Genomic DNA, 25,022 nt, shown 5'->3' on the forward strand with positions numbered 1-25,022 from the left:
GCCATGGCTCAGCCCACCCACTCCACGATCAGCACCGCCCCTGAGGCCTTTGCTGCCGTGGCCTTAGCCGCCGTGGCCTGTGATGGCGAGCTCGCCAGTCTCGAGGCCCGCAGCCTGCGGCAACAACTTGAATTTCGCCATCCCTACCGCGACTGGAGCGACGCGGCGATGGGCGATTTGCTCGATCGCCTCCTGCAGCTCTTGCGTGAGGACGGCTGGCCGGAACTGGTGCGCCAGGCAGCGCCTTTGTTAGAAGGCCCGGCCGCTGAAACAGCACTGGCCGTGGCGGCGGCGCTCACCCAAGCTGATCACGTGGAATCCAGCGAGGAGCACAGCTTTCTGGCGAGCCTGAGCCAGGCCTTGGCCCTCGATCCAGCCCGAGCCGCCCAGATTGTGGAGGTGGTGGCGGTACTGAACCGCGACAGCCTGGCGAGCTGACGGCAGACTGTGTCGATCCATCCGACTGCATCCGTGGGGCCCCTGATTCGCGCGCGTCTGTCGGCAGCACTGTTGAGTGCTGCGTTGCTGTTTGCCGCTCTGGCTTGGCCTAGCTCCGCTTGGGCCACCGGCCTGGCCGACTTTCCGGCCCAGCCACCAGCCAGTCACGTGCTCGATCAGGCCGATCTGCTCAGCCGTTCCGCTGATTCCGAGCTGGATCGTCGCCTGCAGGAGTTCGGCGGAGATCGGATCGACGCACGCCTGGTGACGTTGCGCCGCCTCGACTACGGCCTCAGCCTCGATGCCTTGGGTGAGCAGTTGCTGCAGACCTGGGGAGCTGATGAACCGAACCGCTCGCTGCTGCTGTTGCTGATCGAGTCGCAGAACAACAGCGCGGCTGTGGTGGCCTCTGCGGATCTGGAAGGGCAGCTGCCCAGCGATCTGCTGTCCAGCACAGCCATCAGCACCATGGGACTGCCGCTCCGGGAAGGGGCGCGCTACCGGCAGGCCAGCCTCGATGCCCTTGATCGTCTGGGCGTGGTGCTCAACGGTGGTGAGGATCCGGGCCCTCCGCAGCTGGCGGAGCGGATGCCGATTGAAACCAACATCCCCACCCGCGAGGAAACGCAATCGAGCAATGCCTTCCTGTGGGTTGTCGTGTTGCTGGTGGTCGGCACACTGGTGCCGATGATCACCTGGTGGGTCTTCTCCCGCTGAACCAGCCATGGGGTTGACCGACTGGATGGGCGCGTTTGATCGCGCCAGCAACAGCGACCTGAGCCTGAATCTGGAGCGCGCCTACGAGGCCGCTCTGCTGATTCAGAGCCTTGAGCTGGAGTACTACAACGACCGCCCCGTGCGGCCGGAGCTCCAGCTGAGCATTCCCAAGCAAGCCCAGGCGCAGATGCTGCGCCGCTTCCGGGCCGCGCTGGAGGTCTGCCAAGACACGCTCCCCGCTCTGGTGAACCATCGCGGCGAGCTCGACAGCCAGGAGCTGCGCCAACTGCAGCTCATCCAAGCTGTGACCTCGCGCTATCAGCGCCGCAGCGGCTCGCCCAGCCTGTCGCGCTCGCCGGAGCTGCTGCCCCGCAGCCTGCTGGGCGTGTTCGATGGCGTGCGCCGCCAGCTCGATCCTGAAGCCGAAACAGCCCTGCTCGAGGGCTTTCGGCGGCGGCGTAGTTCCACGCTCGTGTCGCTGCGGATCTTTTTGCTGATGATCCTGGTGCCGCTGATCGTGCAACAAACCAGCCGCACCCTGGTGATCTCACCGCTGCTCGATCGCTTCGCCCCGGAGATCCCCTTCCTCAACTACACGAAACCGCACCTGCAAGAAAAGGCGGTGAACAAGCTGCGGATCTACCAGCAGGAATTGGAGTTTGAGGCACTGCTGGAGGGCAAAACACCACCAACGCCGCAAGAGATCCAATCGGCGCTGATGGCCCGCGCCAACCAGCTCAAGGACGACGCCGACCAGGAAAGCCTGGAAGCCACCAAAAACGTGCTGGCCGACCTCGCCGCCCTCGTTGGCTTCACCCTGGTTTGTGTGCTTGGTCGCCGCGATCTGCAGGTGCTGCGGGGTTTCCTCGATGAAGCCGTCTATGGCCTGAGCGATAGCGCCAAGGCCTTCGCGATCATCCTCTTCACCGACATCTTCGTGGGCTTCCACAGCCCCGAAGGCTGGACTGTGTTGCTCGACGGCATCGCCAACCACCTGGGGCTACCGGCTGAGGAAAATTTCATCCTCTTGTTCATCGCCACCTTCCCGGTGGTGCTGGCCACGATTTTCAAGTACTGGATCTTCCGTTACCTCAACCGCGTGTCTCCCTCTGCGGTGGCGACCCTGCGGGGTATGGATGGTGGTTGAGCCGCTGCCTGAGCGTGGCTTGATCCTGATCAGTGGGCCCAGCCGTGGGGGCAAAAGCGGCTGGGCTGAACATCTGGCAACAGGCTGGCCGGCCGCGGTGCATTACCTGGCGACAGGGCCCGCGGCAGGCAGTGATCCCAATTGGTCGCAGCGGGTGGAAGCCCATCAACTTCGCCGGCCCAGCCAGTGGCGCTGCACAGAGGTGGGTGGGGCCTTGGCGGAGCATCTGCTGTCGCGCGACGCCTCGGCAGCAGATGCCGAGACGCCGCCGCTTCTGTTGATCGACTCCCTCGGCACCTGGCTCGCTTGGCATCTCGACGACACAGCGGCCCAGTGGCAGAGCCGTTGTGAACAGTTGCTCGAGGCGCTGGAGCAGCAACCCGGGCCCGTGTTGTTGGTGGTGGAAGAAACCGGCTGGGGTGTGGTGCCATCCACCGCCATCGGCGGGCTGTTCCGTGATCGACTGGGCGCTCTGCAGCAAACCCTGATGCAGCACTGCCACACCGCTTGGTTGGTGGTGGGGGGGCGAGCCCTCAATCTGATGACCCTGGGCCACCCCGTGCCACCGAGCGTCTGATGCCCCGTCTGGTGCTGTTTCAACCGGAGATTCCGCCCAACACTGGCAACGTGGCGCGCACCTGTGCGGCCACCTGCACGGAACTGCATTTGATCGAACCGCTTGGATTTGAGATCAGCGATCGAACCTTGAAGCGCGCAGGCTTGGACTACTGGCCCTGGGTGAACCTGCACCGCCATGCGGATTGGGCTGCTTTTCGGCTGGAGCAGCAGCGCCGCGGCGGCCGTCTGCTCGCCTTGAGCCGCCACGGCAGCCAGCCTTACACCGAGTTGACCTATCAACCCGACGACTGGCTCTTGTTTGGCCGCGAGACCAGTGGCCTGCCCTTGGAGGTGGTGGCAGACGCGGATGCCTGCCTAGCGATTCCGATGCCGGGGTCGGTGGATCACGGCGGTGGCGTGCGCAGCCTCAACTTGGCGACCGCCGCCGGCGTGGTGCTGTTCGAAGCGCTACGGCAGCTGCAGTGCGCGAGCGACTCTTGAGACCCAATCAGGCAGATCGCCTGCTAGCACAGGTTTTTTTTCGTTTGGTCAACCAAAAGAGTGACCACGACGACTTGTGCAGGTGTGTTCAAGCCGCTACTCTCGGCGCGGTTCACGGATGTTGGCTTCTCCGTTGAGCTTTGACCTCTGGCCAAAACTGCATGAAGCCTTATCAATTCTTATTCACCACACTGGCGAGTACGAGCGCGATCGGCGCCGTCGGAACCATTGTCGGCCCCTCGATCGCAGATTCGCGTCCTCAATATTCCGCCCCCCTCTCAGCACCACCCTCCGCTGAGCATCTCCTCGCCGCACTGCCCACCACCGATCGCCTTTGGGTGAAGGTGCGCAGCCCCATCAGCATTGAAGAGCTGGCCGAGAAACTCACTCAAGACGAGAGCAAGCTCGCCAAGCTCAACGACGTCGACGAAGACCATTCCTTCGGCCGTGGCGATTGGCTCGTCCTTCCCAGCCAAAGCAGCAAGCAGGCCAAGCAGCTCGCAGCGATTGACACCAGTGAGCTGCGCCGCACCCCTCCTCTCGCCGCCCCCCCCGAACCCCAGGAACCAGCAAGGGTGAAACTCGGCGACAGCCTCGCCAAAATCGCCAACCGCTACAACCTCAGCATCAGTGAGGTGTTGCGTCTGAATCCTGGTCTTCAGGCCGCCCGACTCGTGGCTGGCACGCCGATCCGCGTGGCTCATTCCACGCCAGGCCGAAGCCGCATGATCCTTGGTCTCAAGCCCACGGCCTCTGGTGGCCTGAGCTGGCCCGATCAGCCTGATTTCGGCTTTGGCGGCAACCCGGCCGCTGAATTCGGTGACACGGCCTGGATCTGGCCGACCAAGGGCATCTTCACCTCCGGCTACGGATGGCGTTGGGGCCGGATGCATAAAGGCATCGATGTTGCCAACAACGTGGGAACGCCGATCGTGGCGGCCCGCTCAGGGGAGGTTGTGGTGGCTGGCTGGGATGACGGTGGCTACGGCTACCTGGTGGAACTGCGCCACGCCGATGGATCCCGCAGCCGCTACGCCCACAACAGCCGCATCCTGGTGCGTGTCGGCCAAGTGGTGAGCCAAGGCACCGTGATCTCCCAGATGGGCAGCACCGGCCGCAGCACCGGCCCTCACCTGCACTTCGAGATCCTGCCCGCCGGCCGTGGCGCAGTGAACCCCCTGCAATTCCTGCCGGCCCGGGCCTGAAGCCCTGGCGCTACAGGGTTCCAGCCCCTTGATCCTCTACAATTCAGTCACCGCGGCTCGGTAGCTCAGCTGGTTAGAGCGTGGGATTCATAACCCCAAGGTCGGGAGTTCAAGTCTCCCCCGAGCCATAGCCTTTTGCCCTGCTTCGGTGGGGCTTTTTGCTGTCTGGGGCGTGGGTGAGCGCTGCGACGGATCCCGCCTGAGAACGAAAGCCCAGAGACAGAGATCTCCGGCTGTTTCCACCGCCCGGATCAAGCCGAGTCCTGCTAGTGCTGGTGTACTCAGAGAGTGGTTTGATGGTTGCGGCTCGAAACCGGTCCAGCGCAGTGGCTGAAAGCAGTGATTGCGAAGCCTGGCCTTATCTCGATCAAACCGTGCTGCGCCCCAGCCGCAGCCGCAAGGTCTGCATGACCTGCCATTGGTTCCGCCACCACGCCGGAGCCGAGTGCATCCCGGTGCTCACCTGCAGCTGCACCATGGCCTGATCGCCCAGGGCGAGCACCTGATCCGCCGCTGCCAGGGCTGGACCGATGACATGGTGCGTCAACGGGGATGGGCACCGGAAGTGGGCTGATGGGTGGATGCAACAACGCCTCACATGGGCGCCGTGTCACGCCATCCATGCCTGCTGTTCACAGGCTGAAGGTGGAAGCGATGCGTTCATGCCAGCGGGAGTCACAGTCGCAGCGGCACTTCTCTCGCTTGCGCTGCGCTTGGCACGCGCTTTGCTGGTCGCCCAACGCTACGAATCTCTGCCAAGCAGTGGCCTCAGGCACTGACACCCCAGCCAAGCGGCGCCAGGGTGAAGGCATTGTGTGTGCGGAGGGCCGTGCAGGTTCTGAACGAGCTGCTTTGGGGGCGGGTGCTGATCGTGGCGCTCTTAGCCATCGGGCTGGTGCTGAGTGCCCGAACCCGCTGGGTGCAGCTTCGGTATTTCGGAGCCATGTTTGGCCTCCTCGGCAGCGCCTTTCACCAAGAGGGCAATCACCTGAGCTCGTTTCAAGCCCTCGTGCTCAGCGTGGCAGGCAGGGTCGGTGCCGGAAACATCGCAGGCGTTGCAGTGGCCATCAGCCTTGGGGGGCCTGGCGCTGTGTTTTGGATGTGGGTCACAGGCCTGATCGGCATGGCCACGAGTTTCTTTGAATGCACGATTGCCCAGGTGTTTAAAACCGCTGAGGTTGACGGCAGCTACCGCGGCGGGCCGGCGTATTACATCGAGCACGGCATTGGCTTGCGCTGGATGGGAGTGCTGTTTTCCATCCTGCTGCTGGCCACCTTCGGCCTTGGTTTCAATGCACTCCAATCCTTCACAGTGGCCACCGCCGTGGCCGACACCTTTGGGATCCCAGAAGCCATCAGCGGGGCTGTGCTGATGGTGATCCTGGGCGTGATCATTTTCGGGGGTGTGAAACGCATCGCCGAGGTGGCTGAGGTTGTGGTGCCCTTCATGGCCATCGGCTACTTCCTCTTGGCCGTGGTGGTGTTGGCCATGCATGCCGCGGAGCTCCCGCGGGTGTTGGCCGACATCATGAGCAGTGCCTTCGGCTTGAAGCCGGCGATCGGAGGTGGCCTTGGAGCGGCCGTGGTGTTTGGTGTGAAGCGGGGCCTGTTCTCCAACGAAGCAGGCCTGGGCAGTGCCCCCAACGTGGCAGCCGTGGCCTATGTGAAACACCCCGTGGAGCAGGGAATCATTCAGGCCTTCAGTGTGTTCATCGACACGATCGTGCTCTGCAGCTGCACGGCGTTCTTGATCCTGGTCACCCCGCTCTACCAACCCGGAAGCAACACGATGGGTGTCACACTCACCCAACAATCAATGGGTTACAGCCTGGGCTGGTGGGGGCAGGCCTTTATCACCGTGGCACTCGTGCTGTTTGCTTTTACATCCATCATCTACAACTATTATCTTGGAGAGAATGCGCTGAACTACTTCAGCGATTCCAACCAGAAACTCTTCAATGCACTACGGTTCACCACCCTTGTGCTGATCATCTGGGGAGCCAACCAAGATCTCGCCACCGTGTTTGGTTTCGCCGATCTCACCATGGGTTTGCTGGCACTGGTGAACCTCGTGGCCCTGGTGCTCCTGATGCCGCTAGGGCTGCGTGTGTTGAACGACTATGAACAGCAACGGCTTGCTGGAGAAGAACCCCGTTTCAGCGCTGGCGACCATTCCCATCTACGCCTCGATCCCGTGAGCTGGCCAACCGAGCCTTAATACCTACGCGTGGGGTTTGCTCACGGCCAATCAACCACCATGCTCCTGATCGAGCACAGAGGCAATGCGTGTAAATCCCGATTGCCTGCCGCCATGGGCGGGGCGAATCTGGATGCATCAACCAAGGAGGCGCCCGGATGGACGACACGCCACCGCGCTACCAGCCAGAAGCACGCTGACTGCAGGCCCCTGCTCCAACAGTCTTCACCCAACCGTGGGCAGGTCGTTCAGCCGGGCAAGAGGAAGGTCCTCAACCTGTGCGCCTGACTGATCGACACTCCGTTTGCACCGCCACAGGTGCCCCAGGAGATCAAAACAGCCCACACCTGGAACGTTCGGCCCCAGGCGCCAACGCCAGCAGCTTCGATCCAGACCAACGAAAGCCATTGGAATGTTGATTGCTTCATGACCCCCGGGCGCTGCTCGGGGTGTTTTTAACGTCTGGCGTCTCAGGCCAACAGCAACTCATCCAGCATGAGATCAGTGCGGCGCAGTAGCGCGAACAGCGTGCCAGCGTTCCCCCTGCAGATCCGCAGGTCCGCATCAAGCACTGTGATGTCGAGCCAGGCCGGGAACGATTGGCTCACACTGCGGAGCCATTGCAGCCGCCGTTGGGCCAAGGACGGCCCTAACCAACCACCACGCTGAAAGCGCACTTCAACGCGCTGATGAGGGGTGGCCTCTGCCGTGGGTGTGACGCTGATCGCGGCTTCCACCGCAATGCCTGCCAAAGACGTGTGTCAGGCGACAGCAAAAACTGGTCCGGCGGCGACACGAAAACTGGTCCACCCTGTGGAGCGAGCCAGGCCTGACGACACGGTGAGCGCAGGGGCGTCATCTCTGGAGCCGATGGCTGCGGAGATGCCGGTGCAGACCCCTCAGGATGTGGAGGCGATGCAGCGGCTTTCGGCAGCAGGCTGGGGCCGTAGACGGATTGCCCGGGAACTGGGCTGTTCGCCGGAGACGGTGCGCAAGTACCTACGGCAGGGTGGCTGGCAGCCCTATGGCAAGCCCTGCCGCACCTCGGTTCTCGATGGTCAACGGGAGTGGCTGCGGCAGCGATTTCTGGCCCACCGCGGCAATGCCGACGTGCTGCGGCAGGAGTTGGCCAGTGAGAAGGGAATCAAGGTGAGCCTGCGCACGGTGGAGCGTGCGGTTGAGCCATGGCGGCGTGAGCTGCGCAACGCAGCTGTGGCGACGGTGCGGTTTGAGACGCCACCGGGCCGGCAGCTGCAGGCGGACTTTGGCCAGTGCGTGGTGCGTATTGGCGGCGAGCGGGTGCGGGTGCACCTGGCGGTGCTCACCTTGGGATACTCCAGGCGACTGTTGGTGCGGGCGTTCCGCAGCGAGAAGCAGGACCACTGGCTCTCAACCCTGGAGGAGGGGTTCCGGCACTGGGGCGGTGTGCCTCAGGAGGTGCTCGTGGATAACGCTCGCGCCCTGGTGAGTCAGCACGATCCGGAACGACAGATCCTGGTGTTTGCCAGCGGCTTGAGCAGTTCGCCAGCTACTGGGGGTTCAAGCCCCGCGCCTGCCGGCCGTACCGGGCCAGGACGAAAGGCAAAGACGAACGTGGGGTGGCGTACGTCAAACGCAACGCCATGGCCGGGCGGGAGTTCAGCAGCTGGGCGGAGCTGGAGGCCCATCTGGTGCGCTGGACCCGTGAGGTCGCTGACCTGAGGGTGCATGGCACCACGGGTGAGGCGCCGCTGGAGCGGTTTATGCGCGCAGAAGCCCAGGCCTTGCAGCCGCTGGAGGCCAAGCCGTCCTTCTTGGCAGAGCGGGAGCTGGTGCGCGTTGTGCACAGCGACTGCTGCGTGGAAGTGGAAGCGAACTGGTATTCGGCGCCGCAGGCGCTGATCCGCCAGCGGGTGAGCGTGCTGGTGCGCGATCAACAGGTTCTGATCCGCCATGGCGGCAGGATCGTGGCTGAGCACAGGCGTCAGCGGCCTGGTAGCCGTAGCCGCCAGGTGATCGACGGCCATTGGGATGGCCTGGTGCCGCAACGGCAGCGGCGCGAGGCGGTGCGTTCGCTGCGGGACACCAGCGAGCGTTGTGATCAAGAACAGGAGCAAGAGCAGGAGCGGCGCATGGTTCGCAGCTCTGAACTGGCCCGGCCTCTGGCCGTCTATGCCGAGCTGATCGGTGAGGTAGCGGCATGAGCACCAACCCGCGCAACCGATCCACACCCATCACGCCACCGGTGCCGACCGAGGAGCTGGAGGCGATGCTTACCCGCCTGCGGCTACCGGCCATCCGCGATCGCCTCGATGCGCTCCTGGAGGAGGCGGCAAGGCGGGAGATGAACCTGCGTGAGGCGCTGACCTGGCTCTGCACAGCTGAGGTGGCTCGCAAGGACCAGCTGCGGATGGAAATGGCGCTGCGGCTGGCGCGCTTTCCGTATGTGCGGACGCTGGAGGCATTTGATTTCGAGGCTCAGCCGTCGATCGATCCGGCCCAAATCCGCGAGCTGGCCACCTGCCGTTGGGTGGCCAACGGCGACACCTTGCTACTGCTCGGACCGCCGGGTGTGGGTAAGACCCACTTGGCCGTGGCACTGGGCCGGGAGGCGGTGCGGCTCGGTCACAGCGTCCAGTACGTCGGTGCGATGGAGCTGATCACAGCCCTGGCCAAAGCCCAGGCGCAGCACGCCCTGGAAGCAAGGCTGACGCAGTACGCCAAAACCCGGCTGCTGATCATCGATGAGCTCGGCTACCTGCCGCTTGAGCCGAACGCGGCCTATCTGTTCTTCCAGCTGATCTCCCGCTGCTACCAGCGCGGCAGCGTGTTGATCACCTCCAACCGCCCCGTCATGGAGTGGGGCGAGGTGTTTGGTGATCAGGTGGTTGCCACGGCAATCCTCGATCGGCTGCTGCACCACAGCCACGTGCTGACGATCCGGGGCGACAGCTACCGGCTCAAAGGGAAACGTCGCAGCGGTCTCATCCGCCCGCAGGCGGGCGGTTCCTCCTCACAGGACAGCGCTGGCCTACAGCCACCGCCGCCCAGTGAGGAGGCCTGAAGGAAAACTCGAATCAGGCAGCACAGGTTCCGCAGCCCACAACAACCACGTCACGACACACACCGATGAGGCAACGATCGAAAAGCCAACGGAAGGCCCCCATCAGCAGACCATCAGCTGGACCAGATTTCGTGTCGCCGGAGGACCAAAAGCGGATGTCGCTTGACAGACGTGAAAGGGCCCGCCAATCGCAGCAGGTTCATTCCACGCCCCTGCGACGGTGCCAAGCACTGGAGGTTCTCGAGCCAGGGCGCGACAGCCAAATAAGGCTGTTGGCTGCTGCTCCACCGCAATTCCCACACACCCTCAAGCAGCTCGAGTGAACCGGGAGCCGCGAGGTTGGCTGGCTGTTGTTGCTCCAGCGCTTCGATCAATTGCCCAACCTGCTGTCGGTGCCGATTGGCAGAACCCCTTGGTTCCTGGCTCAGTAGCTGCACCAGAGTGCGCCGTTGTGCACTCATGGCTCTGAAGTCTGTGCAGACCAGCCCATCCTGACCAGATCAACGGCCTGGTGAGAGATCTATCAGAGAGTCCAACGATCCCTGTGACGATCCAGTGACCGAAGACTCCTCTTCCCCAGGTCAACTGGAGAGTTGGCTTAGGGTTCGCAGCGGGTGAGCCATGTGATGTTGCCAATCTCTCAAGCAAGAGGGCTGCACAAGCTCTTGTCTTTGATGGCCATCGGCTCATGCCTTGGCTCAACAGGCGCGGCCCGTGCCGAAACAGGCGTACCTGCCCTGTACGCCACCAAAGCAGACGCAGAAGCAGCCGCCAAAAAGCACTTCAATTGCACCGGAGCGCACCAGATGGGCAAGCAATGGATGCCCTGCTCCACCCATGGTGATGCCAACAGCCATACCCAGCAGAAGCCCTGAGAAAAACGATGAGCAGCTGTGGTGATCCGCCCAAACTGATTGCCGTTGGCATCGCCCCGCTGGGAATCATTTCGATCGGCGTGGTGCCGATGGGTGTGGTGAGCATTGGTGTCGTGCCGATGGGGGTATTCAGCCTGGGCGTTATGGGGATGGGTGTGGTGAACGCCTGCGTGGTGGGCATGGGTGTGGTCGTGGCAGGCCTCAATGCCATGGGGATCTGGTCGATCAGCCCAGGAAACGGGCATCAACACCACCGCAGTGCGGCTGTTCAAGAGCAGCTGATGGCCTATCCCAGTAAGGAGGTGGCGCTTGAGAAGGCACGCACCCTTGGCTGCGAGGGTGTGCATGCGATGGGTGATCTGTGGATGCCCTGCGCAGAGCATCCATCGGCCCATCAGCACTGAAGCGTGCAACCGATGCGCTGCTAGACCAACCAGCTGATTGAAGCCCGTGCCTGGAGAACCTGTTGCAGCAACTCTGGTTCCCGGCTCAAGACCCTCTAAACCGGGCGATGAAACCGGGTCATCAAACGTGTCTGATGGCTAGGGGTCCCATGCAGGGGCGCCGAGTCATCGGAAAAGGGGCCCTGAGGGCGCTGCAGGCGCGCCAGTTCCGCGAGGCAACACTGCTGATGAAACTCCACCAGGTCAATGCCAAAGCAGCTGATGAAAGCCTCATTGGCATGGTGAAAGGCTGAGAAGAGGGAATGCCCTTCGTCTTGCAGTCCGCATCGGGCAAGCAGCTGACCAATGTGCGCTGATGGGTCGTGGCTCATCTGATCGCAAAGGCGACTCAGCCTGTAGTCGATTAACGCCTGATGGGCCGTTTTTCCTTTCAACAGATCAAAGGCTGCTTCTAAATGGATCAGCGAGATTCTTAAGTCACGACTCAGCTTCGGAATCGTTAAAGCCTCTGCGTAATGTTCAGAGAAATAATGAATCGCCTTAAGGATGATGCGATGCCCTTCATAGCGATCGAGTGGCTGCGCGGTATAGGCCATCTGCAGCACCGCCCTTCTGTGTGCTTTCAGTCTCCTCGAAAACGGAGCAAAAACCCTGATCCCAGCATTGTTTTCCAGATCGCTTCATGATCTCTGCGTGATGCGAAAGGGATTCGGCTGAAACACAGGAACACCCCGCGCGCTCCATAGCTTGAACTTGGGGATCAGGCTCAAAGGAGCAGATGGCAGGGCTGGTGACCCTGCTTTTTCATGCCTGAGCCCCAGCGCTCACCGCTGAGCGGTTTCGGGCTTGCGGAACAGCCCGTCGAGGTAGTGGCGCACGACCGGTTTGTCCTGGCAGCCCTGCTGAAACAAGAAGCCCGCCAATGCCGATTGCATCAGCCGGTACTGATCCCACTGGGGGTGCTGCTCAATGAAACCGACCATCGAATCGAAGAGATCCGCCGGGAATTGGTTTTCCACACTCACGTGTTCCGGCATGTGGTCGGGAATCGCCTGCATCGCACCTCGCTCGCTTTGACCGCACCATCAGCGCACGGGATGCCACCTGCCGTCAAAACAGGCTGCGGAGGGTGCTCCCAACGCAATGCAAGTTGAGAAGCGTTGCACCGCAGTGGTTCTGCGTGAGCTAGTCCTCCTCTCTGGGCAGCCGGGCACCCCCCGATGGACGCCTGTCAAGGGGAGAACTGTTTTCCCGATGACGGTGGAGATGGCCTGTCCCCGACAAGAGTCTCCCCAGAGACAGGTGTGGAAAACCTGGGGAAAAGAGGCTCAGGGGTGTTGGTGGATTCGCTCTTCAGCCCTGCTGATCGGTCGCACCAGAGGAGCAAGGATTCGCGATCAGAGCTGCACTCGGTGTCGGAACCACCTTGACCGCTGCCGCTCCATCACCACCCGACTGTGCCTAAAACGAGGCCAGTGCGCTGGACCTCCGCATGACGATCACCGTTTGGCAGGCCACAGAAGCCGGTGGTCGTCTGGAGCCGTCGACCCGGCCGTTGCTGGAGCCCGCCCAAGACGAATTGGTGCTGGAGGTTCTCCACTGCGGTCTCTGCCACAGCGATTTGTCGATGCTCGACAACGACTGGGGGATGAGCGCGTACCCACTGGTGCCTGGCCATGAGGTGGTGGGCCGGGTGGTGCAGGTGGGAGCAGGTGTGGATCCCGGCGTGATCGGTGAGTTACGGGGACTGGGCTGGATCAGCGGTAGCTGCAGCCATTGCGGCCAATGCCTGGGTGGCACAGGCAACCTCTGCAGCTCGCTGGAGGCCACGATCGTGGGCCGGCAGGGTGGTTTTGCCAGTCATGTCACCGCCCGTCAGGACTGGGCGATTCCCCTGCCCCAGGGCATGGATCCAGCCGTAGCGGGCCCACTGTTTTGCGGAGGCATCACGGTCTTCGCGCCCCTGATCGATGAAGCGGTGTCACCCACGGCTCGGGTGGCCGTGATCGGAATCGGTGGGCTCGGGCATCTGGCGCTTCAATTCGCCCGCGCCTGGGGTTGTGAGGTCACTGCACTCACCACCAACCTGACCAAAGCCGAGGAAGCCCGTGGGTTCGGTGCCCATCACGTGCACGCCCTGGGATCGCTGAGCGATCTAGCCGGCCGCTTCGATCTGGTGATCAACACGGTGAACCACGCCCTTCCATGGGCCGAGGTGATGGGGTCGTTGGCGCCGCGGGGCCGGCTGCATCAGATAGGGGCTGTGCTGGAGCCCATCCAGGTGGGCGCTTTCGATCTGATCGCAGCTCGACGCTCCATCACTGGCAGCCCCACCTCATCCCCCGCCAGCTTGCTCAAGATGGTCGATTTCTGCGTGCGCCATCAGATCCAACCTGCCGTTGAGCACTTGCCGATGGATCAAGTGAATGAAGCGATTGCCCGTCTTCGCCGCGGCGATGTGCGTTACCGGTTCGTGCTCGATCAGGCCTGAGCACTCAGGCCTGCGGCCCACGCCAGAACCGCCGCTCTCATAGAGTCTTAAGGAAAGATAAAGACCGTGTGAACGTCACGTTGAAGCAGGTGCGCGGTTGACGCCTCCTGTTGTTCTTGAAGCCCGCCCCCAGAGCGTTGCCGATCCCCAAGGTGGGCCTTGGTATCCCAGCAAAACGGAATTGCTGGCTTGCCTTCCGGCCGAGCTCACCCGCTTCCATCCGCTGAAAGCCTGGGGCAGCTTGGCGCTATCCGTTGGCCTCTCAACGCTGGCCTATGCCGCCGGAACCCAGCTGCCACTCAGCTGGGCGGCAACGCCCATTTGGCTGCTCTATGCACTGGTCACCGGAACCGTGGCCATGGGCTGTTGGGTGTTAGCTCACGAATGCGGGCACAACGCGTTCCATCCCAATCGCCGCGTGGAAGGCGTGGTGGGCTTTGTGCTGCACAGCGCTCTGCTGGTGCCGTACTACAGCTGGGCCCGCAGCCACGCCGTGCACCACGCCCACTGCAACCACCTCGAGGGCGGCGAAACCCATGTACCGCCCCGTCATACGTCGGCTTCCGGTCGAGCCACCGAACAGCTTCGCCAGCAGCTGGGAACCACCCTGTTTGGTTGTTTCTCGATGGTCACCCATCTGATTCTGGGCTGGCCCCTCTACCTCTTTGTTGGTGCCACCGGTGGTGAAGATTACGGCCGTCCCACCTCCCATTTCTGGAACGGCGCCGCCTTTCAACAGGGGATCAAACCGCTGTTTCCGGTCAACTTTCGCGGCTGGATGGTGCGTTCCAACATCGGCTTGGTGCTGATGCTGATGGCGCTCGTGTATGCCGCCGTGCTCACGTCGCCGGCGCGTGTGTTGTGTGTGTACGGGCTCCCGTATGTGGTGGTGAATGCCTGGTTGGTGATTTACACCTGGCTGCAACACACCGATGTAGCGATCCCTCACTACAGCTCAGCTGAATGGACCTGGGCCAAAGGGGCCCTGCAAACCGTGGATCGGCCCTACGGAGCTTTGCTCAATCTGCTCCACCACGGCATCGGCTCCACGCACGTGTGCCATCACGTGAACTCACGGATTCCCCACTACAACGCCTGGCGCGGCACAGCGCTGCTACGGCAGCACTACCCCTTGCTGGTGCGCTACGACCCCACCCCCATTCACCAAGCCCTGTGGCGGGTCGCCACCCGGTGCGGAGCCGTGCGGCAAAACCCCACCGACGGCGGCTTCTATTTCTGATCCATGGCACCGTCATCCAAATCAGTAGCCCTTGGCCGTGCAGCGGGCCACACTGCCTTGCAGCGAGGTCTGCAAATCGCTCCAATCGTTGGCCGGGAAGACCGCTTCAAACGCCTGGAGATTCGAGCTGAGGATGCTGAAGGCCTGAGTGCGGAGGGAGCAGGCCTGAGGCTCGTTGTTCGCGCGAATCGCATCGATGGCGTCATCGAGCAGGCTCTGCAATTGCTGCTGCTGGGCAACCACCTCGGGCGGGGGGTTGCCCTGGGCCAGAGCCGGGTTGAAGGTGGAGGCGCAGATCAGAGCCAGGGCCGCAAACAGGCGACGCATGGGGGTGAAGCCGATGAAGCTCCCATCTTCAGCGGTGAGGGAGCCCAGCCGCCGCTCACCACATCCATTCGTCAGGTGACGGGATGCCGTTTTCACGCCGCACCCGCTCGATCCGAGCCTCTTGCTTGGCTTGCTCCTCGGAACGCGTCAGCCAGGGCCGCTTGCGCTCACCGGATCGAGCTAAGTCGAGCGCGGATGGCAACCGCACGACTTTCCACTCCGCCTGATCCAGTGGAGCTGCAGGGGAGGTAGCGCGCAAGGGAGACATCCACACCACAGGGGCTGACCCCATCAGCTCACAGCGCCAGCCGCACCGTCAAGCCGTCCAGTTCAGAGTGCGTCTCAGCCGTGTCGCACTACGACTGCGTGCCTCTAGCAAACGCGGCATGCTGAGCTCAGCCGTACCCGATCGATGTTCACCCGGCGTGCCCTTCTGCTTTGCGCTGTTGTCTCCCTGCCCCTAGCGGCCACGGCGGAACCCAGCCCAGCGCAACGCGTGCTGATCGATTGCGCCGGCCAGGGCGTGATCCGGCCGAGCGCGATTCAGATCTCCTGTGCCGACGGCGGGATCATGGTGAGCGAGATCCGCTGGACTCGCTGGGATGCCAATGGCGCCAAAGGGCAGGGGAACCTAGTGGTCAACAGCTGCATCTACAAAGGTGGCCCCAGCTGCGTGGAAGGACAGACCATGAGCTACCCCGCAGCGCTGAGCCTCAGCCGTCCGGCCAGTGCTGAGGGAATCACCGCGCTGACCGAATTGAAATTGCGCTTTAGCGACCAGGGACCTGCAGGCCTGCGCAGCGGCAGCTATCGCCTGGACAATCCACTGCGGCCCTGAGGCCTGCATGATGTGGCCTTTGCAGATCGGCCATGCAAGCCAGCTGGAACGGAGTGGTGATCGCCAGCAGCGAGGACATCGTGAAGATGGAAGGCAACGCCTACTTCCCGGCTGAAAGCCTGGTGATGGAGCACTTCAAGCCCTCCGACCACCGCACCACCTGCGGCTGGAAAGGCGAAGCCCACTATTACGACGTGGTGGTGAACGGGGACGTGAACAGCAACGCGGCCTGGTTTTACCCCGAACCCAAATCCGCGGCCGCGGAGATCAAAGGGCGAATCGCCTTCTGGCGTGGCGTGAGCGTGGGCTGAGCGCCTTACTCAAAGGGCTCGATCAACACCGGCACCGTCACGATGGGGTCAAAGCTATTGGCGGGGCTAGCAGCAACCGGTGCCGGTACCGGCGCAGAGCGGCGACGGGACAGGCCACGATCCCGGTCGCGATCCCGATCTCGATCACGCTCACGGGGCCGATCGCCGGCTGCTTCTTGGCTGCTGGCTGCGCTACTACCGCCTCGCCGCGAAGAGGATCCACCGGACCGCGTGATCGGCTGCTCTTTCAGGTCGCTGCGCACTTGATTGAGCAGCTTGTAGTGGTTGGTGCTGCTGTATTTGCGCAACAACGTGGGATCCCAGCTCATCAGGGGGATGGTGCGGTTCGTAAGACGAGCCTAGGCGGCCCCAGCCACGCCAGAAAGCGTGATAACTTGTCACAGCGACAACTGGAAGTCGGTCCGCTTACGGGTTTTCTCGAGCTGACCATCCAGCGTCCCACCAAACACTCTTGCGTACCTATGTCCAGGCTCGTCGGTCTGCAGGCTCCCGATTTCACCGCCACCGCTGTGGTGGATCAGAAATTCAAGGAGGTCACCCTCTCCTCCTACCGCGGCAAGTACGTGGTGCTGTTCTTCTATCCCCTCGATTTCACCTTCGTCTGCCCGACGGAGATCACCGCCTTCTCTGATCGTTACAGCGAGTTCTCCAGCCGCAACTGCGAAGTGTTGGGCGTGTCGGTGGACAGCCAGTTCTCCCACCTGGCCTGGATCCAGACTGACCGCAAAAACGGCGGTATCGGTGACATCGCCTACCCGCTGGTGGCCGACCTCAAGAAGGACATCGCCCGTGCCTACGAGGTGCTCGACGAGGAAGCTGGCGTGGCCCTGCGCGGTCTGTTCATCATCGATCCAGATGGTGTGATCATGCAGAGCACCATCAACAACCTGCCCGTGGGCCGCAGCGTCGACGAGACCCTGCGTCTGCTCCAGGCCTTCCAGCACATCCGCAACAACCCCGACGAGGTGTGCCCCGCCAACTGGACCCCCGGCGAGAAGACCATGAACCCCGACCCCGTGAAGAGCAAGGAGTTCTTCGCTGCCGTCAACTGATCACGCGCCCTCGCCTGTGAGCAACGTGTCGCCAGGGCCCTTCGGGGCCCTTTTTTTGTGGGCAGCCTTAGGCGGTGAGGAGTCGGAGGCGGCCCGTGCGTCCATCCAGTTCCGCCTGGCGGCCTAGCGGCAGAGCCAGGTTGGGCACGCCATGGCCCACGGGCAGCTGATGCACCAGGGGAACCCCCAGCGGCTTCAACCGCTCCAGAAGGATCTCGTCCATCGAGAAATCACCGGGCAGCACATCGTCTTCCGCCCAGCTGAACCGCCCGAGGCCGATCCCCGCAACACCCTCCAGCAATCCACTGCTGCGCCACTGGGTGAGCTGGCGATCGATCCGATACGGCGCCTCGCCCGTGTCTTCCAGCACAAGGATTGCGCCCTTGAGCGGTGGCAACCAAGGCGTGCCAATCAGGCTGGTGGCGATGGTGAGATTGCTCACCACCAATGGCCCCTGGGCGACACCGTCCTGCACACCCACCCCCTGCAACGGCGCCACAGGGCGGTGCTCCAACAGATCCACCAGCCGCTGCCATTGGGCCGCCTCACCGCCAAACCAGCCGTGGATGCCTCCTGCACTGCCCGCGGCCCACTGGGCCAGCAACAGGGCCGAGCAATCGGAGAAGCCCACACACCAGCGGGACTGAGGCGGAATTGCCCAGCCCTGCTCCAGCACCCGGGCACTGCCCCAGCCGGCCCCCACATAAAAAAGGGCATCCACCTGTGGATCGAGCCAGGCCTTGCGCCAAGCGGTGTCGCGATGCCGATCAGAGCCGGCAAACCAGCGCCAACGCTGCTGGAGCGCCGGTGAACGCACCAGCTCCCAGCCTTGGGCCGTGCAGCGCCGACTCAGTTGATCCAGCCATGGATCGTTGGGATCGAGCCAGGTGCCCGGTGCCAAGGCAGCAATGCGGCTACCCGGCCGGAGGGCAGGGGGGTACGGGCCGGCCGATCCTGGGCTGCGGGCCCAAGACAGGGAGCGGCTCGCCAGGGATCCACCAGCCAGGGCAAGACCCGCCTGCAGCAGCCGGCGTCGCCGCATCCCAGGCTCAGCCGATCAGGCTGGCCAACAGACGACGCCCATCCACACCGCCCGTGGCGGGATCACAAGCTCGCTCCGGGTGGGGCATCAGCCCGAGCACATTGCCCTTGGCATTGGTGAGCCCCGCCACATCACCCACCGAGCCGTTGGGGTTGCTGCAGTAGCGCAGCACCACCTGTCCCCCATCCTCCAACTGCTGCAGCAGTGCAGGATCGGCCTGGTAGCGGCCCTCACCGTGGGCGATCGGGAAGTTCACCACTTCGCCGCTGCTGTAGCCCTGCAGACATGCGCACTGGCCGGGCTCCACCCGCAGATCCGTGGGCTCACAGAGGAAGTGGAGCTTTTGGTTGCGCGTCAGTGCACCAGGCAGCAGGCCCATTTCCGTGAGCACTTGAAAGCCATTGCAGATGCCCAGCACCCGGCCGCCGCGCTCGGCGAAGGCTGCCACTTCCTGCAGCACCGGCGCAAAGCGAGCGATGGCCCCGCAACGCAGGTAATCGCCATAGCTGAAGCCGCCTGGGATCACCACCGCATCCAGCCCGCTCAGGTCACGCTCCTCATGCCAAAGGAAGCGCGTGGGAATGCCCAGGCACCCCTGGGCAGCCCACTGCACATCCCGGTCGCAATTGGAACCGGGGAAGACCACAACACCGAGGCTCATCGTCAGGCTCCTGCGCTGTGGTCGTCCTTGAGCTCGAGGGTCCAGTTCTCGATCACCGGGTTCGCCAGCAGGCGATCGCTCAGCAACTCCAGCTGGGCGCGGGCGGTCTGAGCATCCGGCGCCTCCAGCTCCACCTCCACGGCCTTACCGATGCGCAGCTTGCTCACGCCATCCACGCCCAAGCGAGCTGCAGCAGCCCGAGTGGCCTCTCCGGCGGGATCCAACACCGACGGCCTGAGGGACACCAACACGCGAGCGGAGAAGAGCGGCACCTGAGCTCCACGAGGATTGTTAAATCTTGGCAGGCCGACTGCCACACCCCCTTGTGCATGGTCACGGTGGAGGTAGTTCCCGCCTGGTCGGCCCGTGCTGCATCGCCGCCTCACCCAGCGCATCTGCCCAGGCTGGTTGGCAGCGGGATTGCTCGTGCCTTGGCTCGGACTCACAGCCGCCCACGCCGAACCCAAGCTGAGCCTGCCGGTGGAGTGCCAGCTCGCGCAGGGACCGTGGCAGCCCTGCACCCTCACGATTGAGCAGGTGGGTGAGCACTGGTGGCTGCAGGTGGGCTCCCAGACCCTGGTGTTCCGCAGCAATGGCCGCGGTGAAATAACCCTGCGCGATCCCGCGGGCATCACGAAAACAGTGCAGCCGGTGTGGACGGCCCAACGGGCCCTCTGCTGGGACGGGGTCTGCACCAAGGGCGACTTCCCCCTGGATTAACCACTGAGCACCCCGGCGCAGCGTTACGCCTGAAGGGCTTGCTTTAGGGCAGCACCATCCACCGACAACCCGAGCGCCACCACTTCGAGGCCATCCGCCGCAGGCCGCTCAGCCGGGGCCTGGCTGTCAAACCAACATTCGATCCGTGGACCCACGGCCTGGATCTGCAGGGGATGACGCTTGCCGGGCAACCAGGCACGGCCCTTCAGGCGCAGCAGCTGTTGCGATCGAATCTGCGCATCGAGAGCTGCCTCCAGTTGGCTGCGCTCGAAGGCACCCTCCAACCGAATCACCGCTGATTGCATCGCCACATGGCTGTGGTCGTGGTGGTCGTGGTCGTGGTCGTGGTCGTCATGGTCATGCGAGCCGTGGTCCCCATGGTCTTCACGCTCCAGCCCCAACAACAACGCCGCCGGCACCTCACCGCGTTGCATCGGCAGCACCGACACCCCTGGGCGAGCCTGGGCTGTGATCTGGGCCGTAATCGCTTCGATTTGATCGGCCTGCAACCGGTCAGCGCGGCTCACCAACACCAGATCAGCCGCATCCAGCTGATCGTGAAACAGCTCCTCGATGGTGCTGAGGTGATCGAGGTTGGGATCGGCCAGGCGCTGCGCCTCGAGGGCCGTGGGATCTCCCACCACGCTGCCGGCAGCAAGGGCCTCACCATCCACCACCGTGATCACGCCGCTCACACGGGTGCGGGTGCGGATTTCAGGCCAACCAAAGGCCTGCACCAGCGGCACCGGCAGGGCCAAACCACTGGTTTCCACAACGATCCCATCGAGTTGATCGGCGCGCTCCAGCAGCACCTGCATCGTGGGCAGAAACTCGTCCTGCACCGTGCAGCAAAGGCAGCCGTTAGCGAGCTCCACCACGCGGCCATCGAGCTCCTCCTCCGGGCAGAAGCCGCAGCTGCGGATCAGATCGCCATCGATCCCCACCTCGCCGAATTCGTTGACAAGAACGGCGAGGCGCAATCCGCTGTTCAGCAGCAGCTGGCGGAGCAGCGTGGATTTACCCGCGCCCAGAAAGCCCGTCACCACGGTGACCGGCAAGCGCCGATGGGTTGCAGGCATCTCAGGCGACCAGAGTGGTCCAGCTGAAGGCGGCGCCGATGCCGATCAAGGTTCCCGCCAGCAGAGTGCGCGTCTGAACATTGAGCTGTTGCGCAACGCCTCGCAGGCTGAGCAGCGCCAGCAGCAGGGCTCCCTGGCTCAGCAACAGGCCGAGGAGATAGGTGGCGATGGGGGTGCTCTCCCAACCGATCACAGAACCGCTGAGCACGTAGCCATGCAGCGCAAAGGCCGGGAGCAGCAGGCCCTGGGGCAAGCGGCCCAGCACCACCAGGCCTTCCACAACCAACGTGAGCGACACCAACAGCTCAGCCGCCGGCAAACCGGGCCAGATCAGACCCAGGGAACTGCCTGCGAGCCCCACGGCGAGCAGGGTGATCATCCAGCGGCCGGAGCGCTGCAGACCCACCAGGGCGAGGGCCACCAAAAACAGCAGGTGATCGGGGCCGAGCAGGGGGTGGGCCAGACCGCTGATCAAACCGGTGAAGGCACTGGGCACCAACTGCATGCCCTCCATCGGATGGTGAGCCAAGGCAGGCCCTGCCACCAGAAGAGCCAGGGCGCCGGCAACCGGCATGAGGCGGTGAAACATGTCTGAACCTGATCCGCGTCAGGGTTGAGGGAGCGAAAACCGGCGGGCGTTCTGACTGCGAACCAGACCCAGGGAGCCGGCTCGATCACAGCTGCGGGACAGCGCCGGATTCACACCGGTCTTTCCCCGTTTCCTCTTCGGGTTGATCCCCCGAAGAACCGACGCCATCAATGTAGTGGGTCCGTGAAGTGGGGCTTTCGTTGGGTGATCAGCGGCAGTTGAGGCTGTCGCGAGTGTTCACGCCCGTGCGTGCGTTCGTGCCGCCGGCTCGCTCGCAGAGCGCCTTTTGTTGGGGCAGATCCAGCACCGCATCAGTGAAGTCGGCGCCGTCGATCACCGAGCCCGCAAATTTGCTATTCATCAACATCGCGTTGCGAAGCACCGCGTCGCTGAGATCCGCGTTGTCAAAGCGGCTGGCGAAGGCCACAGCGTCTTCCAGGTCTGCGGCATGCAAATTGGCGCCCTGCAGGTTGGCGGTGTTGAACACGGCGCCGCGCAAGTCGCTTTCGCTGAAATCAAAACCTTCGAGGTTGGCCTTGAGAAATTCCTGCTGCTGCAGGTTCCGGCCATGCATGTCGGGCTGGAGGTCTTGAACGCTGCGCTGCCCGCGCAATTCAGGCGCCGTGATCGCAGCGGCGCTCTGGCACCACAACAGCAGGGGGAGCACCAGCACAAATGCCGCCCGCAGCGCGTCAGCCAGGAAGCGTGGAAGCGGCAACACGGCAGCACTACGTTGGGCAGCCAAGTTATTGCAGGCAGCCGCCGCAGCGCGATCGATGAGCAAGACCCTGCGAGTGGTGGTGCCGCCCCATCCCCTAATCGGCCACTGGCTCACCCTGCTGCGCGATCGCGAAACCCCGCAGGCGCTGTTCAACACCGCCATGGCGGAACTGGGGCGTTGGCTCACCTACGAGGCGATGCGCGATTGGATTCCCTATCAACGGGTGCAGGTGCAAACGCCGCTGGCGAGCACTGAGGGCACGGTGGTGGATTGGTCGGTGCCGATGTTGGCCATCCCTCTGCTTCGCGGCGGACTGTCGCTCTGGGAGGGAGCACGGCCGGTGGTGCCCAGTGCATCCGTGGCCCATGTGGGCGTGAGCGAGGGCGAGGGAGCCGCACTGTGGTGCAACACCCTGCCTGAGGCGATCCCAGCGCGAGCCGGGGTTCTGGTGTTTGCCCCGCAAGTGGCCGGTGGCCAGGATTTAATACGCGTGCTCGAGCTCCTGGAGCAGCGAGGCGTGAGCGGCGTGCAACTGAGAGTGATCACAGCTCTCACCGCTAGCCCTGGCCTCAAGCAACTGGGCGAGCGCTACGAAGACCTCACCATCTACACCTCCTGCATCGACGCGGAACTCGATGAAAGCGGCCGGATCCTGCCGGGCTTCGGTGACGCGGAACAACGCCTCTATGGCCTGGGCTAGCCGAAGTTCGTAGGCTGAGCACACTGCATTTAGGCAACGGCGCGATGGCCAACCGAGACAGCGGTTCCGGCTCCCTGGGCACCCTGCTGGCCGGTGCCCTGATTGGTGCAGCTGGCCTCGGGTGGTGGCTGCTCTCAGAAGCGGAGCGCCGCCGCGATCAGCATCGCCAGGCCCGCAGCCTGCGGATCAATCGCCTCTCCTGGAAAGAAGACGAGGCCGTGGACCCCAAGAGCAGCCAGAGGCCCCTCCGAGAAACCGAACTGCAAGACAAGGTGCATGAGCTCAATCAGGCCATCGAAGACGTGCGCCGCCAGCTGGAGAGCATGAGCACCCAGGGCTGAGCCGTTTCTGGCCAGGCCGCTCGGTAGGTTGCTGCTACGACACTGCCGTAGCCATGCTTCGCTCCGCCGCGATCACCCAGGGCATTCAGCGCTCCCCCAACCGCGCCATGCTTCGGGCGGTTGGTTTCGGTGACGGCGACTTCAGCAAGCCGATCATCGGCATCGCCAACGGCTACAGCACGATCACGCCGTGCAACCTGGGCCTGAACGACCTGGCCCGCCGCGCCGAGGAGGCCGCCCATGCGGCCGGCGCGATGCCCCAGATGTTCGGCACGATCACGGTGAGTGATGGCATCTCGATGGGCACCGAGGGGATGAAGTACTCCCTGGTGAGCCGTGAGGTGATCGCCGATTCGATCGAAACCGCCGTCAACGGCCAGAGCATGGATGCTCTGCTGGCCATCGGCGGCTGCGACAAGAACATGCCCGGCGCCATGCTCGCCATGGCCCGCATGAACATCCCCTCGATCTTTGTGTACGGGGGCACGATCAAGCCGGGCAAGCTCGGCGCCTGCGATCTCACGGTGGTGAGCGCCTTTGAGGCGGTGGGTCAGTACAGCGGCGGCAAGATCGACGAGCAGGAGCTCACCGCGATCGAAAAGAACGCCTGCCCCGGCGCCGGCAGCTGCGGCGGCATGTTCACCGCCAACACGATGAGTGCTGCCTTCGAAACGATGGGCCTGAGCCTGCCCTACAGCTCCACGATGGCGGCCGAAGATCCCGAAAAAGCCGATAGCGCCGCCCGCAGCGCGGAGGTGCTGTCTGAGGCGATCAAGGCCAACATCCTTCCCCGCGACCTGATGACCCGCGAGGCCTTTGAAAACGCCATCAGCGTGATCATGGCCGTGGGGGGCTCCACCAACTCGGTGCTGCACCTGCTCGCCGTGGCCCGCACCGCCGGCGTTGACCTCTCGATCGATGACTTCGAGACCATTCGCCAGCGGGTGCCTGTGATCTGCGATCTCAAGCCCAGCGGCCGCTACGTGACCGTGGACCTGCATCAGGCCGGTGGCATCCCCCAGGTGATGAAGCTCCTGCTGGATGCCGGCCTGCTCCACGGCAACTGCCAAACGATCGAAGGCAAAACCCTCAAGCAGGTGCTCGCCGATGTGCCCTCAGTGCCCCCCGCTGGGCAAGACGTGATTCGCCCTCTGAGCAATCCGCTTTATGCCAAGGGCCACCTGGCCATCCTCAAGGGCAACCTCGCTGAAGAAGGCGCCGTGGCCAAGATCAGCGGTGTGAAGAACCCGGTGATCACCGGCCCCGCGCGCGTGTTTGAAAGCGAGGAAACCTGCCTCGCCGCCATTCTCGACAAGCAGATCAACCCTGGCGACGTGGTGGTGGTGCGCCAAGAAGGCCCCGTTGGCGGCCCCGGCATGCGTGAAATGCTCAGCCCCACCGCCGCGATCGTGGGCCAGGGCCTTCTGGATTCCGTGGCGCTGATCACCGATGGCCGCTTCTCCGGAGGCTCCTTCGGTCTGGTGGTGGGTCATGTGGCACCGGAAGCCGCCGTGGGCGGCATGATCGGCCTGGTGGAAGAGGGCGACAGCATCACGGTGGATGCCAACCAACTGCTGATCCAGCTCAACGTGGAGGAGGCCGAGTTGGCCAAGCGCCGCGCCGCCTGGACCAGGCCCGAACCCCGCTACCGCACCGGTGTGCTCGGCAAATACGCCCGTTTGGTGAGCTCCAGCAGCAAGGGCGCCGTCACCGATCAGGCTGAACTCAGCGCCAACCATGATTAACGCTGTGCCGAGCTGAACCCTTGGCCTACAGAAAGCGGTTTCTGCCAACAGTCGCGGGT

At 63.6% G+C, this 25,022-nt stretch carries 34 protein-coding genes, 1 tRNA gene and 1 riboswitch; of the genes, 23 read left to right on the forward strand and 12 right to left on the reverse strand.

What is annotated here, in order from left to right; translation table 11 throughout:
• Positions 1 to 3 precede the first annotated feature (3 nt).
• From CB0101_RS02965 to CB0101_RS03005, 9 genes are all read left to right on the forward strand, one after another.
• The gene (locus CB0101_RS02965; RefSeq protein ID WP_010308378.1) at positions 4 to 438 is read left to right on the forward strand and encodes a hypothetical protein; all 435 of its coding nucleotides are present in this window, start codon (positions 4 to 6) and stop codon (positions 436 to 438) included.
• A gap of 9 nt (positions 439 to 447) precedes the next feature.
• Positions 448 to 1,155 carry a photosystem II repair protein Psb32 gene (gene psb32 / locus CB0101_RS02970; RefSeq protein ID WP_246833813.1) on the forward strand — a complete coding sequence of 236 codons (708 nt, stop codon included), beginning with the start codon at positions 448 to 450 and terminating at the stop codon, positions 1,153 to 1,155.
• Positions 1,156 to 1,162: 7 nt separating this feature from the next.
• Positions 1,163 to 2,302, forward strand: a complete 1,140-nt coding sequence (pxcA, locus tag CB0101_RS02975) for a proton extrusion protein PcxA (RefSeq protein WP_010308373.1) — start codon at positions 1,163 to 1,165, stop codon at positions 2,300 to 2,302.
• The gene (locus CB0101_RS02980) at positions 2,292 to 2,879 is read left to right on the forward strand and encodes a bifunctional adenosylcobinamide kinase/adenosylcobinamide-phosphate guanylyltransferase (RefSeq protein ID WP_010308372.1); all 588 of its coding nucleotides are present in this window, start codon (positions 2,292 to 2,294) and stop codon (positions 2,877 to 2,879) included. The genes pxcA and CB0101_RS02980 overlap by 11 nt, the downstream gene beginning before the upstream one ends.
• Positions 2,879 to 3,361: a tRNA (cytidine(34)-2'-O)-methyltransferase gene (locus CB0101_RS02985; RefSeq protein WP_010308371.1), complete on the forward strand. Its 483-nt coding sequence runs from the start codon at positions 2,879 to 2,881 to the stop codon at positions 3,359 to 3,361. The genes CB0101_RS02980 and CB0101_RS02985 overlap by 1 nt, the downstream gene beginning before the upstream one ends.
• A gap of 161 nt (positions 3,362 to 3,522) precedes the next feature.
• Positions 3,523 to 4,566, forward strand: coding sequence for a peptidoglycan DD-metalloendopeptidase family protein (locus CB0101_RS02990; protein ID WP_010308369.1), 1,044 nt, complete (start codon positions 3,523 to 3,525; stop codon positions 4,564 to 4,566).
• A 54-nt stretch (positions 4,567 to 4,620) separates the two neighbouring features.
• Positions 4,621 to 4,694: transfer RNA gene (locus tag CB0101_RS02995), tRNA-Met, on the forward strand.
• A 198-nt stretch (positions 4,695 to 4,892) separates the two neighbouring features.
• On the forward strand, positions 4,893 to 5,051 hold the full coding sequence (locus tag CB0101_RS15595) for a hypothetical protein (protein ID WP_246833814.1): 159 nt from the start codon (positions 4,893 to 4,895) through the stop codon (positions 5,049 to 5,051).
• A gap of 344 nt (positions 5,052 to 5,395) precedes the next feature.
• Positions 5,396 to 6,784 (forward strand): sodium:alanine symporter family protein, encoded by a 1,389-nt coding sequence (locus tag CB0101_RS03005; RefSeq protein ID WP_010308363.1) that lies wholly within the window; start codon positions 5,396 to 5,398, stop codon positions 6,782 to 6,784.
• Between the two features lie 449 nt (positions 6,785 to 7,233).
• Here the strand turns inward: CB0101_RS03005 and CB0101_RS03010 are convergent, their stop codons facing one another.
• Entirely contained in the window at positions 7,234 to 7,515 is a 282-nt protein-coding gene (locus CB0101_RS03010; RefSeq protein ID WP_136643947.1) for a PAP/fibrillin family protein, read from the reverse strand.
• Between the two features lie 118 nt (positions 7,516 to 7,633).
• Here CB0101_RS03010 and istA point away from each other — a divergent pair, with 118 nt between their 5' ends.
• Genes istA through istB form a run of 3 tightly spaced genes read left to right on the forward strand, consistent with a single transcriptional unit; the run spans position 7,634 to position 9,806 of the window.
• On the forward strand, positions 7,634 to 8,464 hold the full coding sequence (gene istA, locus CB0101_RS03015) for an IS21 family transposase (protein ID WP_168187931.1): 831 nt from the start codon (positions 7,634 to 7,636) through the stop codon (positions 8,462 to 8,464).
• On the forward strand, positions 8,386 to 8,946 hold the full coding sequence (locus CB0101_RS03020) for a hypothetical protein (RefSeq protein WP_136643949.1): 561 nt from the start codon (positions 8,386 to 8,388) through the stop codon (positions 8,944 to 8,946). The genes istA and CB0101_RS03020 overlap by 79 nt, the downstream gene beginning before the upstream one ends.
• Positions 8,943 to 9,806 (forward strand): IS21-like element helper ATPase IstB, encoded by an 864-nt coding sequence (gene istB, locus CB0101_RS03025; RefSeq protein ID WP_136643950.1) that lies wholly within the window; start codon positions 8,943 to 8,945, stop codon positions 9,804 to 9,806. The genes CB0101_RS03020 and istB overlap by 4 nt, the downstream gene beginning before the upstream one ends.
• Positions 9,807 to 9,919: 113 nt before the next feature.
• Here istB and CB0101_RS03030 read toward each other — a convergent pair whose 3' ends face one another.
• Positions 9,920 to 10,267: a PAP/fibrillin family protein gene (locus tag CB0101_RS03030; protein WP_210409961.1), complete on the reverse strand. Its 348-nt coding sequence runs from the start codon at positions 10,265 to 10,267 to the stop codon at positions 9,920 to 9,922.
• A 165-nt stretch (positions 10,268 to 10,432) separates the two neighbouring features.
• On the opposite strand from CB0101_RS03030, the gene CB0101_RS03035 reads away from it, so the two are divergent.
• Both CB0101_RS03035 and CB0101_RS03040 read left to right on the forward strand, forming a co-directional pair.
• Positions 10,433 to 10,681 carry a DUF3721 domain-containing protein gene (locus tag CB0101_RS03035; protein WP_246833815.1) on the forward strand — a complete coding sequence of 83 codons (249 nt, stop codon included), beginning with the start codon at positions 10,433 to 10,435 and terminating at the stop codon, positions 10,679 to 10,681.
• An 8-nt stretch (positions 10,682 to 10,689) separates the two neighbouring features.
• Complete coding sequence (locus tag CB0101_RS03040; RefSeq protein ID WP_010308334.1) at positions 10,690 to 11,085, forward strand: hypothetical protein; 396 nt, start codon at positions 10,690 to 10,692, stop codon at positions 11,083 to 11,085.
• 95 nt (positions 11,086 to 11,180) lie between these two features.
• Here CB0101_RS03040 and CB0101_RS03045 read toward each other — a convergent pair whose 3' ends face one another.
• Together CB0101_RS03045 and CB0101_RS03050 are read right to left on the reverse strand one after the other, a co-directional pair.
• On the reverse strand, positions 11,181 to 11,681 hold the full coding sequence (locus CB0101_RS03045; RefSeq protein ID WP_010308330.1) for a helix-turn-helix transcriptional regulator: 501 nt from the start codon (positions 11,679 to 11,681) through the stop codon (positions 11,181 to 11,183).
• 228 nt (positions 11,682 to 11,909) lie between these two features.
• The gene (locus CB0101_RS03050; protein ID WP_010308325.1) at positions 11,910 to 12,143 is read right to left on the reverse strand and encodes a DUF2811 domain-containing protein; all 234 of its coding nucleotides are present in this window, start codon (positions 12,141 to 12,143) and stop codon (positions 11,910 to 11,912) included.
• 434 nt (positions 12,144 to 12,577) lie between these two features.
• Here CB0101_RS03050 and CB0101_RS03055 point away from each other — a divergent pair, with 434 nt between their 5' ends.
• Positions 12,578 to 13,576 carry an NAD(P)-dependent alcohol dehydrogenase gene (locus CB0101_RS03055; protein ID WP_010308320.1) on the forward strand — a complete coding sequence of 333 codons (999 nt, stop codon included), beginning with the start codon at positions 12,578 to 12,580 and terminating at the stop codon, positions 13,574 to 13,576.
• Between the two features lie 97 nt (positions 13,577 to 13,673).
• Positions 13,674 to 14,816 (forward strand): fatty acid desaturase, encoded by a 1,143-nt coding sequence (locus CB0101_RS03060; protein ID WP_010308317.1) that lies wholly within the window; start codon positions 13,674 to 13,676, stop codon positions 14,814 to 14,816.
• A 21-nt stretch (positions 14,817 to 14,837) separates the two neighbouring features.
• On the opposite strand, the gene CB0101_RS03065 is transcribed toward CB0101_RS03060, so the two are convergent.
• Positions 14,838 to 15,239, reverse strand: a complete 402-nt coding sequence (locus tag CB0101_RS03065; protein WP_010308313.1) for a hypothetical protein — start codon at positions 15,237 to 15,239, stop codon at positions 14,838 to 14,840.
• A 316-nt stretch (positions 15,240 to 15,555) separates the two neighbouring features.
• On the opposite strand from CB0101_RS03065, the gene CB0101_RS03070 reads away from it, so the two are divergent.
• Positions 15,556 to 15,981 (forward strand): hypothetical protein, encoded by a 426-nt coding sequence (locus CB0101_RS03070; protein ID WP_010308309.1) that lies wholly within the window; start codon positions 15,556 to 15,558, stop codon positions 15,979 to 15,981.
• Positions 15,982 to 16,013: 32 nt separating this feature from the next.
• Positions 16,014 to 16,292, forward strand: a complete 279-nt coding sequence (locus CB0101_RS03075; RefSeq protein WP_010308305.1) for a DUF427 domain-containing protein — start codon at positions 16,014 to 16,016, stop codon at positions 16,290 to 16,292.
• Positions 16,293 to 16,297: 5 nt separating this feature from the next.
• On the opposite strand, the gene CB0101_RS03080 is transcribed toward CB0101_RS03075, so the two are convergent.
• Positions 16,298 to 16,621 carry a hypothetical protein gene (locus CB0101_RS03080; RefSeq protein WP_010308302.1) on the reverse strand — a complete coding sequence of 108 codons (324 nt, stop codon included), beginning with the start codon at positions 16,619 to 16,621 and terminating at the stop codon, positions 16,298 to 16,300.
• Between the two features lie 153 nt (positions 16,622 to 16,774).
• Here CB0101_RS03080 and CB0101_RS03085 point away from each other — a divergent pair, with 153 nt between their 5' ends.
• Positions 16,775 to 17,365, forward strand: coding sequence for a peroxiredoxin (locus tag CB0101_RS03085; RefSeq protein ID WP_010308299.1), 591 nt, complete (start codon positions 16,775 to 16,777; stop codon positions 17,363 to 17,365).
• Between the two features lie 67 nt (positions 17,366 to 17,432).
• Here CB0101_RS03085 and CB0101_RS03090 read toward each other — a convergent pair whose 3' ends face one another.
• Genes CB0101_RS03090 through purS form a run of 3 tightly spaced genes read right to left on the reverse strand, consistent with a single transcriptional unit; the run spans position 17,433 to position 19,340 of the window.
• The gene (locus tag CB0101_RS03090; RefSeq protein ID WP_010308296.1) at positions 17,433 to 18,407 is read right to left on the reverse strand and encodes an LD-carboxypeptidase; all 975 of its coding nucleotides are present in this window, start codon (positions 18,405 to 18,407) and stop codon (positions 17,433 to 17,435) included.
• Positions 18,408 to 18,414: 7 nt separating this feature from the next.
• The gene (purQ, locus tag CB0101_RS03095) at positions 18,415 to 19,068 is read right to left on the reverse strand and encodes a phosphoribosylformylglycinamidine synthase subunit PurQ (protein WP_010308292.1); all 654 of its coding nucleotides are present in this window, start codon (positions 19,066 to 19,068) and stop codon (positions 18,415 to 18,417) included.
• Between the two features lie 2 nt (positions 19,069 to 19,070).
• Positions 19,071 to 19,340: a phosphoribosylformylglycinamidine synthase subunit PurS gene (purS, locus tag CB0101_RS03100; protein WP_010308288.1), complete on the reverse strand. Its 270-nt coding sequence runs from the start codon at positions 19,338 to 19,340 to the stop codon at positions 19,071 to 19,073.
• 94 nt (positions 19,341 to 19,434) lie between these two features.
• On the opposite strand from purS, the gene CB0101_RS03105 reads away from it, so the two are divergent.
• Positions 19,435 to 19,788: a hypothetical protein gene (locus CB0101_RS03105; protein ID WP_010308285.1), complete on the forward strand. Its 354-nt coding sequence runs from the start codon at positions 19,435 to 19,437 to the stop codon at positions 19,786 to 19,788.
• A gap of 23 nt (positions 19,789 to 19,811) precedes the next feature.
• Here the strand turns inward: CB0101_RS03105 and cobW are convergent, their stop codons facing one another.
• The 3 genes from cobW to CB0101_RS03120 all read right to left on the reverse strand — a co-directional run bounded on the left by cobW (position 19,812) and on the right by CB0101_RS03120 (position 22,201).
• Entirely contained in the window at positions 19,812 to 20,867 is a 1,056-nt protein-coding gene (gene cobW / locus CB0101_RS03110) for a cobalamin biosynthesis protein CobW (RefSeq protein ID WP_029552940.1), read from the reverse strand.
• Position 20,868: 1 nt separating this feature from the next.
• The gene (locus CB0101_RS03115) at positions 20,869 to 21,456 is read right to left on the reverse strand and encodes a HupE/UreJ family protein (protein ID WP_010308278.1); all 588 of its coding nucleotides are present in this window, start codon (positions 21,454 to 21,456) and stop codon (positions 20,869 to 20,871) included.
• 23 nt (positions 21,457 to 21,479) lie between these two features.
• Positions 21,480 to 21,634: riboswitch (cobalamin riboswitch) on the reverse strand.
• 30 nt (positions 21,635 to 21,664) lie between these two features.
• Complete coding sequence (locus tag CB0101_RS03120; protein WP_043717485.1) at positions 21,665 to 22,201, reverse strand: pentapeptide repeat-containing protein; 537 nt, start codon at positions 22,199 to 22,201, stop codon at positions 21,665 to 21,667.
• A 31-nt stretch (positions 22,202 to 22,232) separates the two neighbouring features.
• Between CB0101_RS03120 and upp the strand changes: the two genes are divergently transcribed.
• Genes upp through ilvD form a run of 3 tightly spaced genes read left to right on the forward strand, consistent with a single transcriptional unit; the run spans position 22,233 to position 24,963 of the window.
• On the forward strand, positions 22,233 to 22,877 hold the full coding sequence (gene upp, locus CB0101_RS03125) for a uracil phosphoribosyltransferase (RefSeq protein ID WP_010308268.1): 645 nt from the start codon (positions 22,233 to 22,235) through the stop codon (positions 22,875 to 22,877).
• A gap of 44 nt (positions 22,878 to 22,921) precedes the next feature.
• The gene (locus CB0101_RS03130; RefSeq protein WP_010308264.1) at positions 22,922 to 23,218 is read left to right on the forward strand and encodes a hypothetical protein; all 297 of its coding nucleotides are present in this window, start codon (positions 22,922 to 22,924) and stop codon (positions 23,216 to 23,218) included.
• A 53-nt stretch (positions 23,219 to 23,271) separates the two neighbouring features.
• Positions 23,272 to 24,963 carry a dihydroxy-acid dehydratase gene (gene ilvD / locus CB0101_RS03135; RefSeq protein WP_010308261.1) on the forward strand — a complete coding sequence of 564 codons (1,692 nt, stop codon included), beginning with the start codon at positions 23,272 to 23,274 and terminating at the stop codon, positions 24,961 to 24,963.
• The last annotated feature ends 59 nt before the right edge of the window (positions 24,964 to 25,022 follow it).

This window comes from Synechococcus sp. CB0101, from assembly GCF_000179235.2.
GTDB lineage: Bacteria > Cyanobacteriota > Cyanobacteriia > PCC-6307 > Cyanobiaceae > Vulcanococcus.

Bases quoted from the DNA above. Each gene is read 5' to 3' on its own strand.
- CB0101_RS02965 (WP_010308378.1), top strand. From the start codon at position 4: ATGGCTCAGCCCACCCACTCCACGATCAGCACCGCCCCTGAGGCCTTT.
- pxcA (WP_010308373.1), top strand. From the start codon at position 1,163: ATGGGGTTGACCGACTGGATGGGCGCGTTTGATCGCGCCAGCAACAGC.
- CB0101_RS02980 (WP_010308372.1), top strand. From the start codon at position 2,292: ATGGTGGTTGAGCCGCTGCCTGAGCGTGGCTTGATCCTGATCAGTGGG.
- CB0101_RS02985 (WP_010308371.1), top strand. From the start codon at position 2,879: ATGCCCCGTCTGGTGCTGTTTCAACCGGAGATTCCGCCCAACACTGGC.
- CB0101_RS02990 (WP_010308369.1), top strand. From the start codon at position 3,523: ATGAAGCCTTATCAATTCTTATTCACCACACTGGCGAGTACGAGCGCG.
- istA (WP_168187931.1), top strand. From the start codon at position 7,634: ATGGCTGCGGAGATGCCGGTGCAGACCCCTCAGGATGTGGAGGCGATG.
- CB0101_RS03020 (WP_136643949.1), top strand. From the start codon at position 8,386: ATGGCCGGGCGGGAGTTCAGCAGCTGGGCGGAGCTGGAGGCCCATCTG.
- istB (WP_136643950.1), top strand. From the start codon at position 8,943: ATGAGCACCAACCCGCGCAACCGATCCACACCCATCACGCCACCGGTG.
- CB0101_RS03030 (WP_210409961.1), bottom strand. From the start codon at position 10,267: ATGAGTGCACAACGGCGCACTCTGGTGCAGCTACTGAGCCAGGAACCA.
- CB0101_RS03035 (WP_246833815.1), top strand. From the start codon at position 10,433: ATGTTGCCAATCTCTCAAGCAAGAGGGCTGCACAAGCTCTTGTCTTTG.
- CB0101_RS03040 (WP_010308334.1), top strand. From the start codon at position 10,690: ATGAGCAGCTGTGGTGATCCGCCCAAACTGATTGCCGTTGGCATCGCC.
- CB0101_RS03045 (WP_010308330.1), bottom strand. From the start codon at position 11,681: ATGGCCTATACCGCGCAGCCACTCGATCGCTATGAAGGGCATCGCATC.
- CB0101_RS03050 (WP_010308325.1), bottom strand. From the start codon at position 12,143: ATGCAGGCGATTCCCGACCACATGCCGGAACACGTGAGTGTGGAAAAC.
- CB0101_RS03055 (WP_010308320.1), top strand. From the start codon at position 12,578: ATGACGATCACCGTTTGGCAGGCCACAGAAGCCGGTGGTCGTCTGGAG.
- CB0101_RS03070 (WP_010308309.1), top strand. From the start codon at position 15,556: ATGTTCACCCGGCGTGCCCTTCTGCTTTGCGCTGTTGTCTCCCTGCCC.
- CB0101_RS03075 (WP_010308305.1), top strand. From the start codon at position 16,014: ATGCAAGCCAGCTGGAACGGAGTGGTGATCGCCAGCAGCGAGGACATC.
- CB0101_RS03080 (WP_010308302.1), bottom strand. From the start codon at position 16,621: ATGAGCTGGGATCCCACGTTGTTGCGCAAATACAGCAGCACCAACCAC.
- CB0101_RS03085 (WP_010308299.1), top strand. From the start codon at position 16,775: ATGTCCAGGCTCGTCGGTCTGCAGGCTCCCGATTTCACCGCCACCGCT.
- CB0101_RS03090 (WP_010308296.1), bottom strand. From the start codon at position 18,407: ATGCGGCGACGCCGGCTGCTGCAGGCGGGTCTTGCCCTGGCTGGTGGA.
- purQ (WP_010308292.1), bottom strand. From the start codon at position 19,068: ATGAGCCTCGGTGTTGTGGTCTTCCCCGGTTCCAATTGCGACCGGGAT.
- cobW (WP_029552940.1), bottom strand. From the start codon at position 20,867: ATGCCTGCAACCCATCGGCGCTTGCCGGTCACCGTGGTGACGGGCTTT.
- CB0101_RS03115 (WP_010308278.1), bottom strand. From the start codon at position 21,456: ATGTTTCACCGCCTCATGCCGGTTGCCGGCGCCCTGGCTCTTCTGGTG.
- upp (WP_010308268.1), top strand. From the start codon at position 22,233: ATGAGCAAGACCCTGCGAGTGGTGGTGCCGCCCCATCCCCTAATCGGC.
- CB0101_RS03130 (WP_010308264.1), top strand. From the start codon at position 22,922: ATGGCCAACCGAGACAGCGGTTCCGGCTCCCTGGGCACCCTGCTGGCC.
- ilvD (WP_010308261.1), top strand. From the start codon at position 23,272: ATGCTTCGCTCCGCCGCGATCACCCAGGGCATTCAGCGCTCCCCCAAC.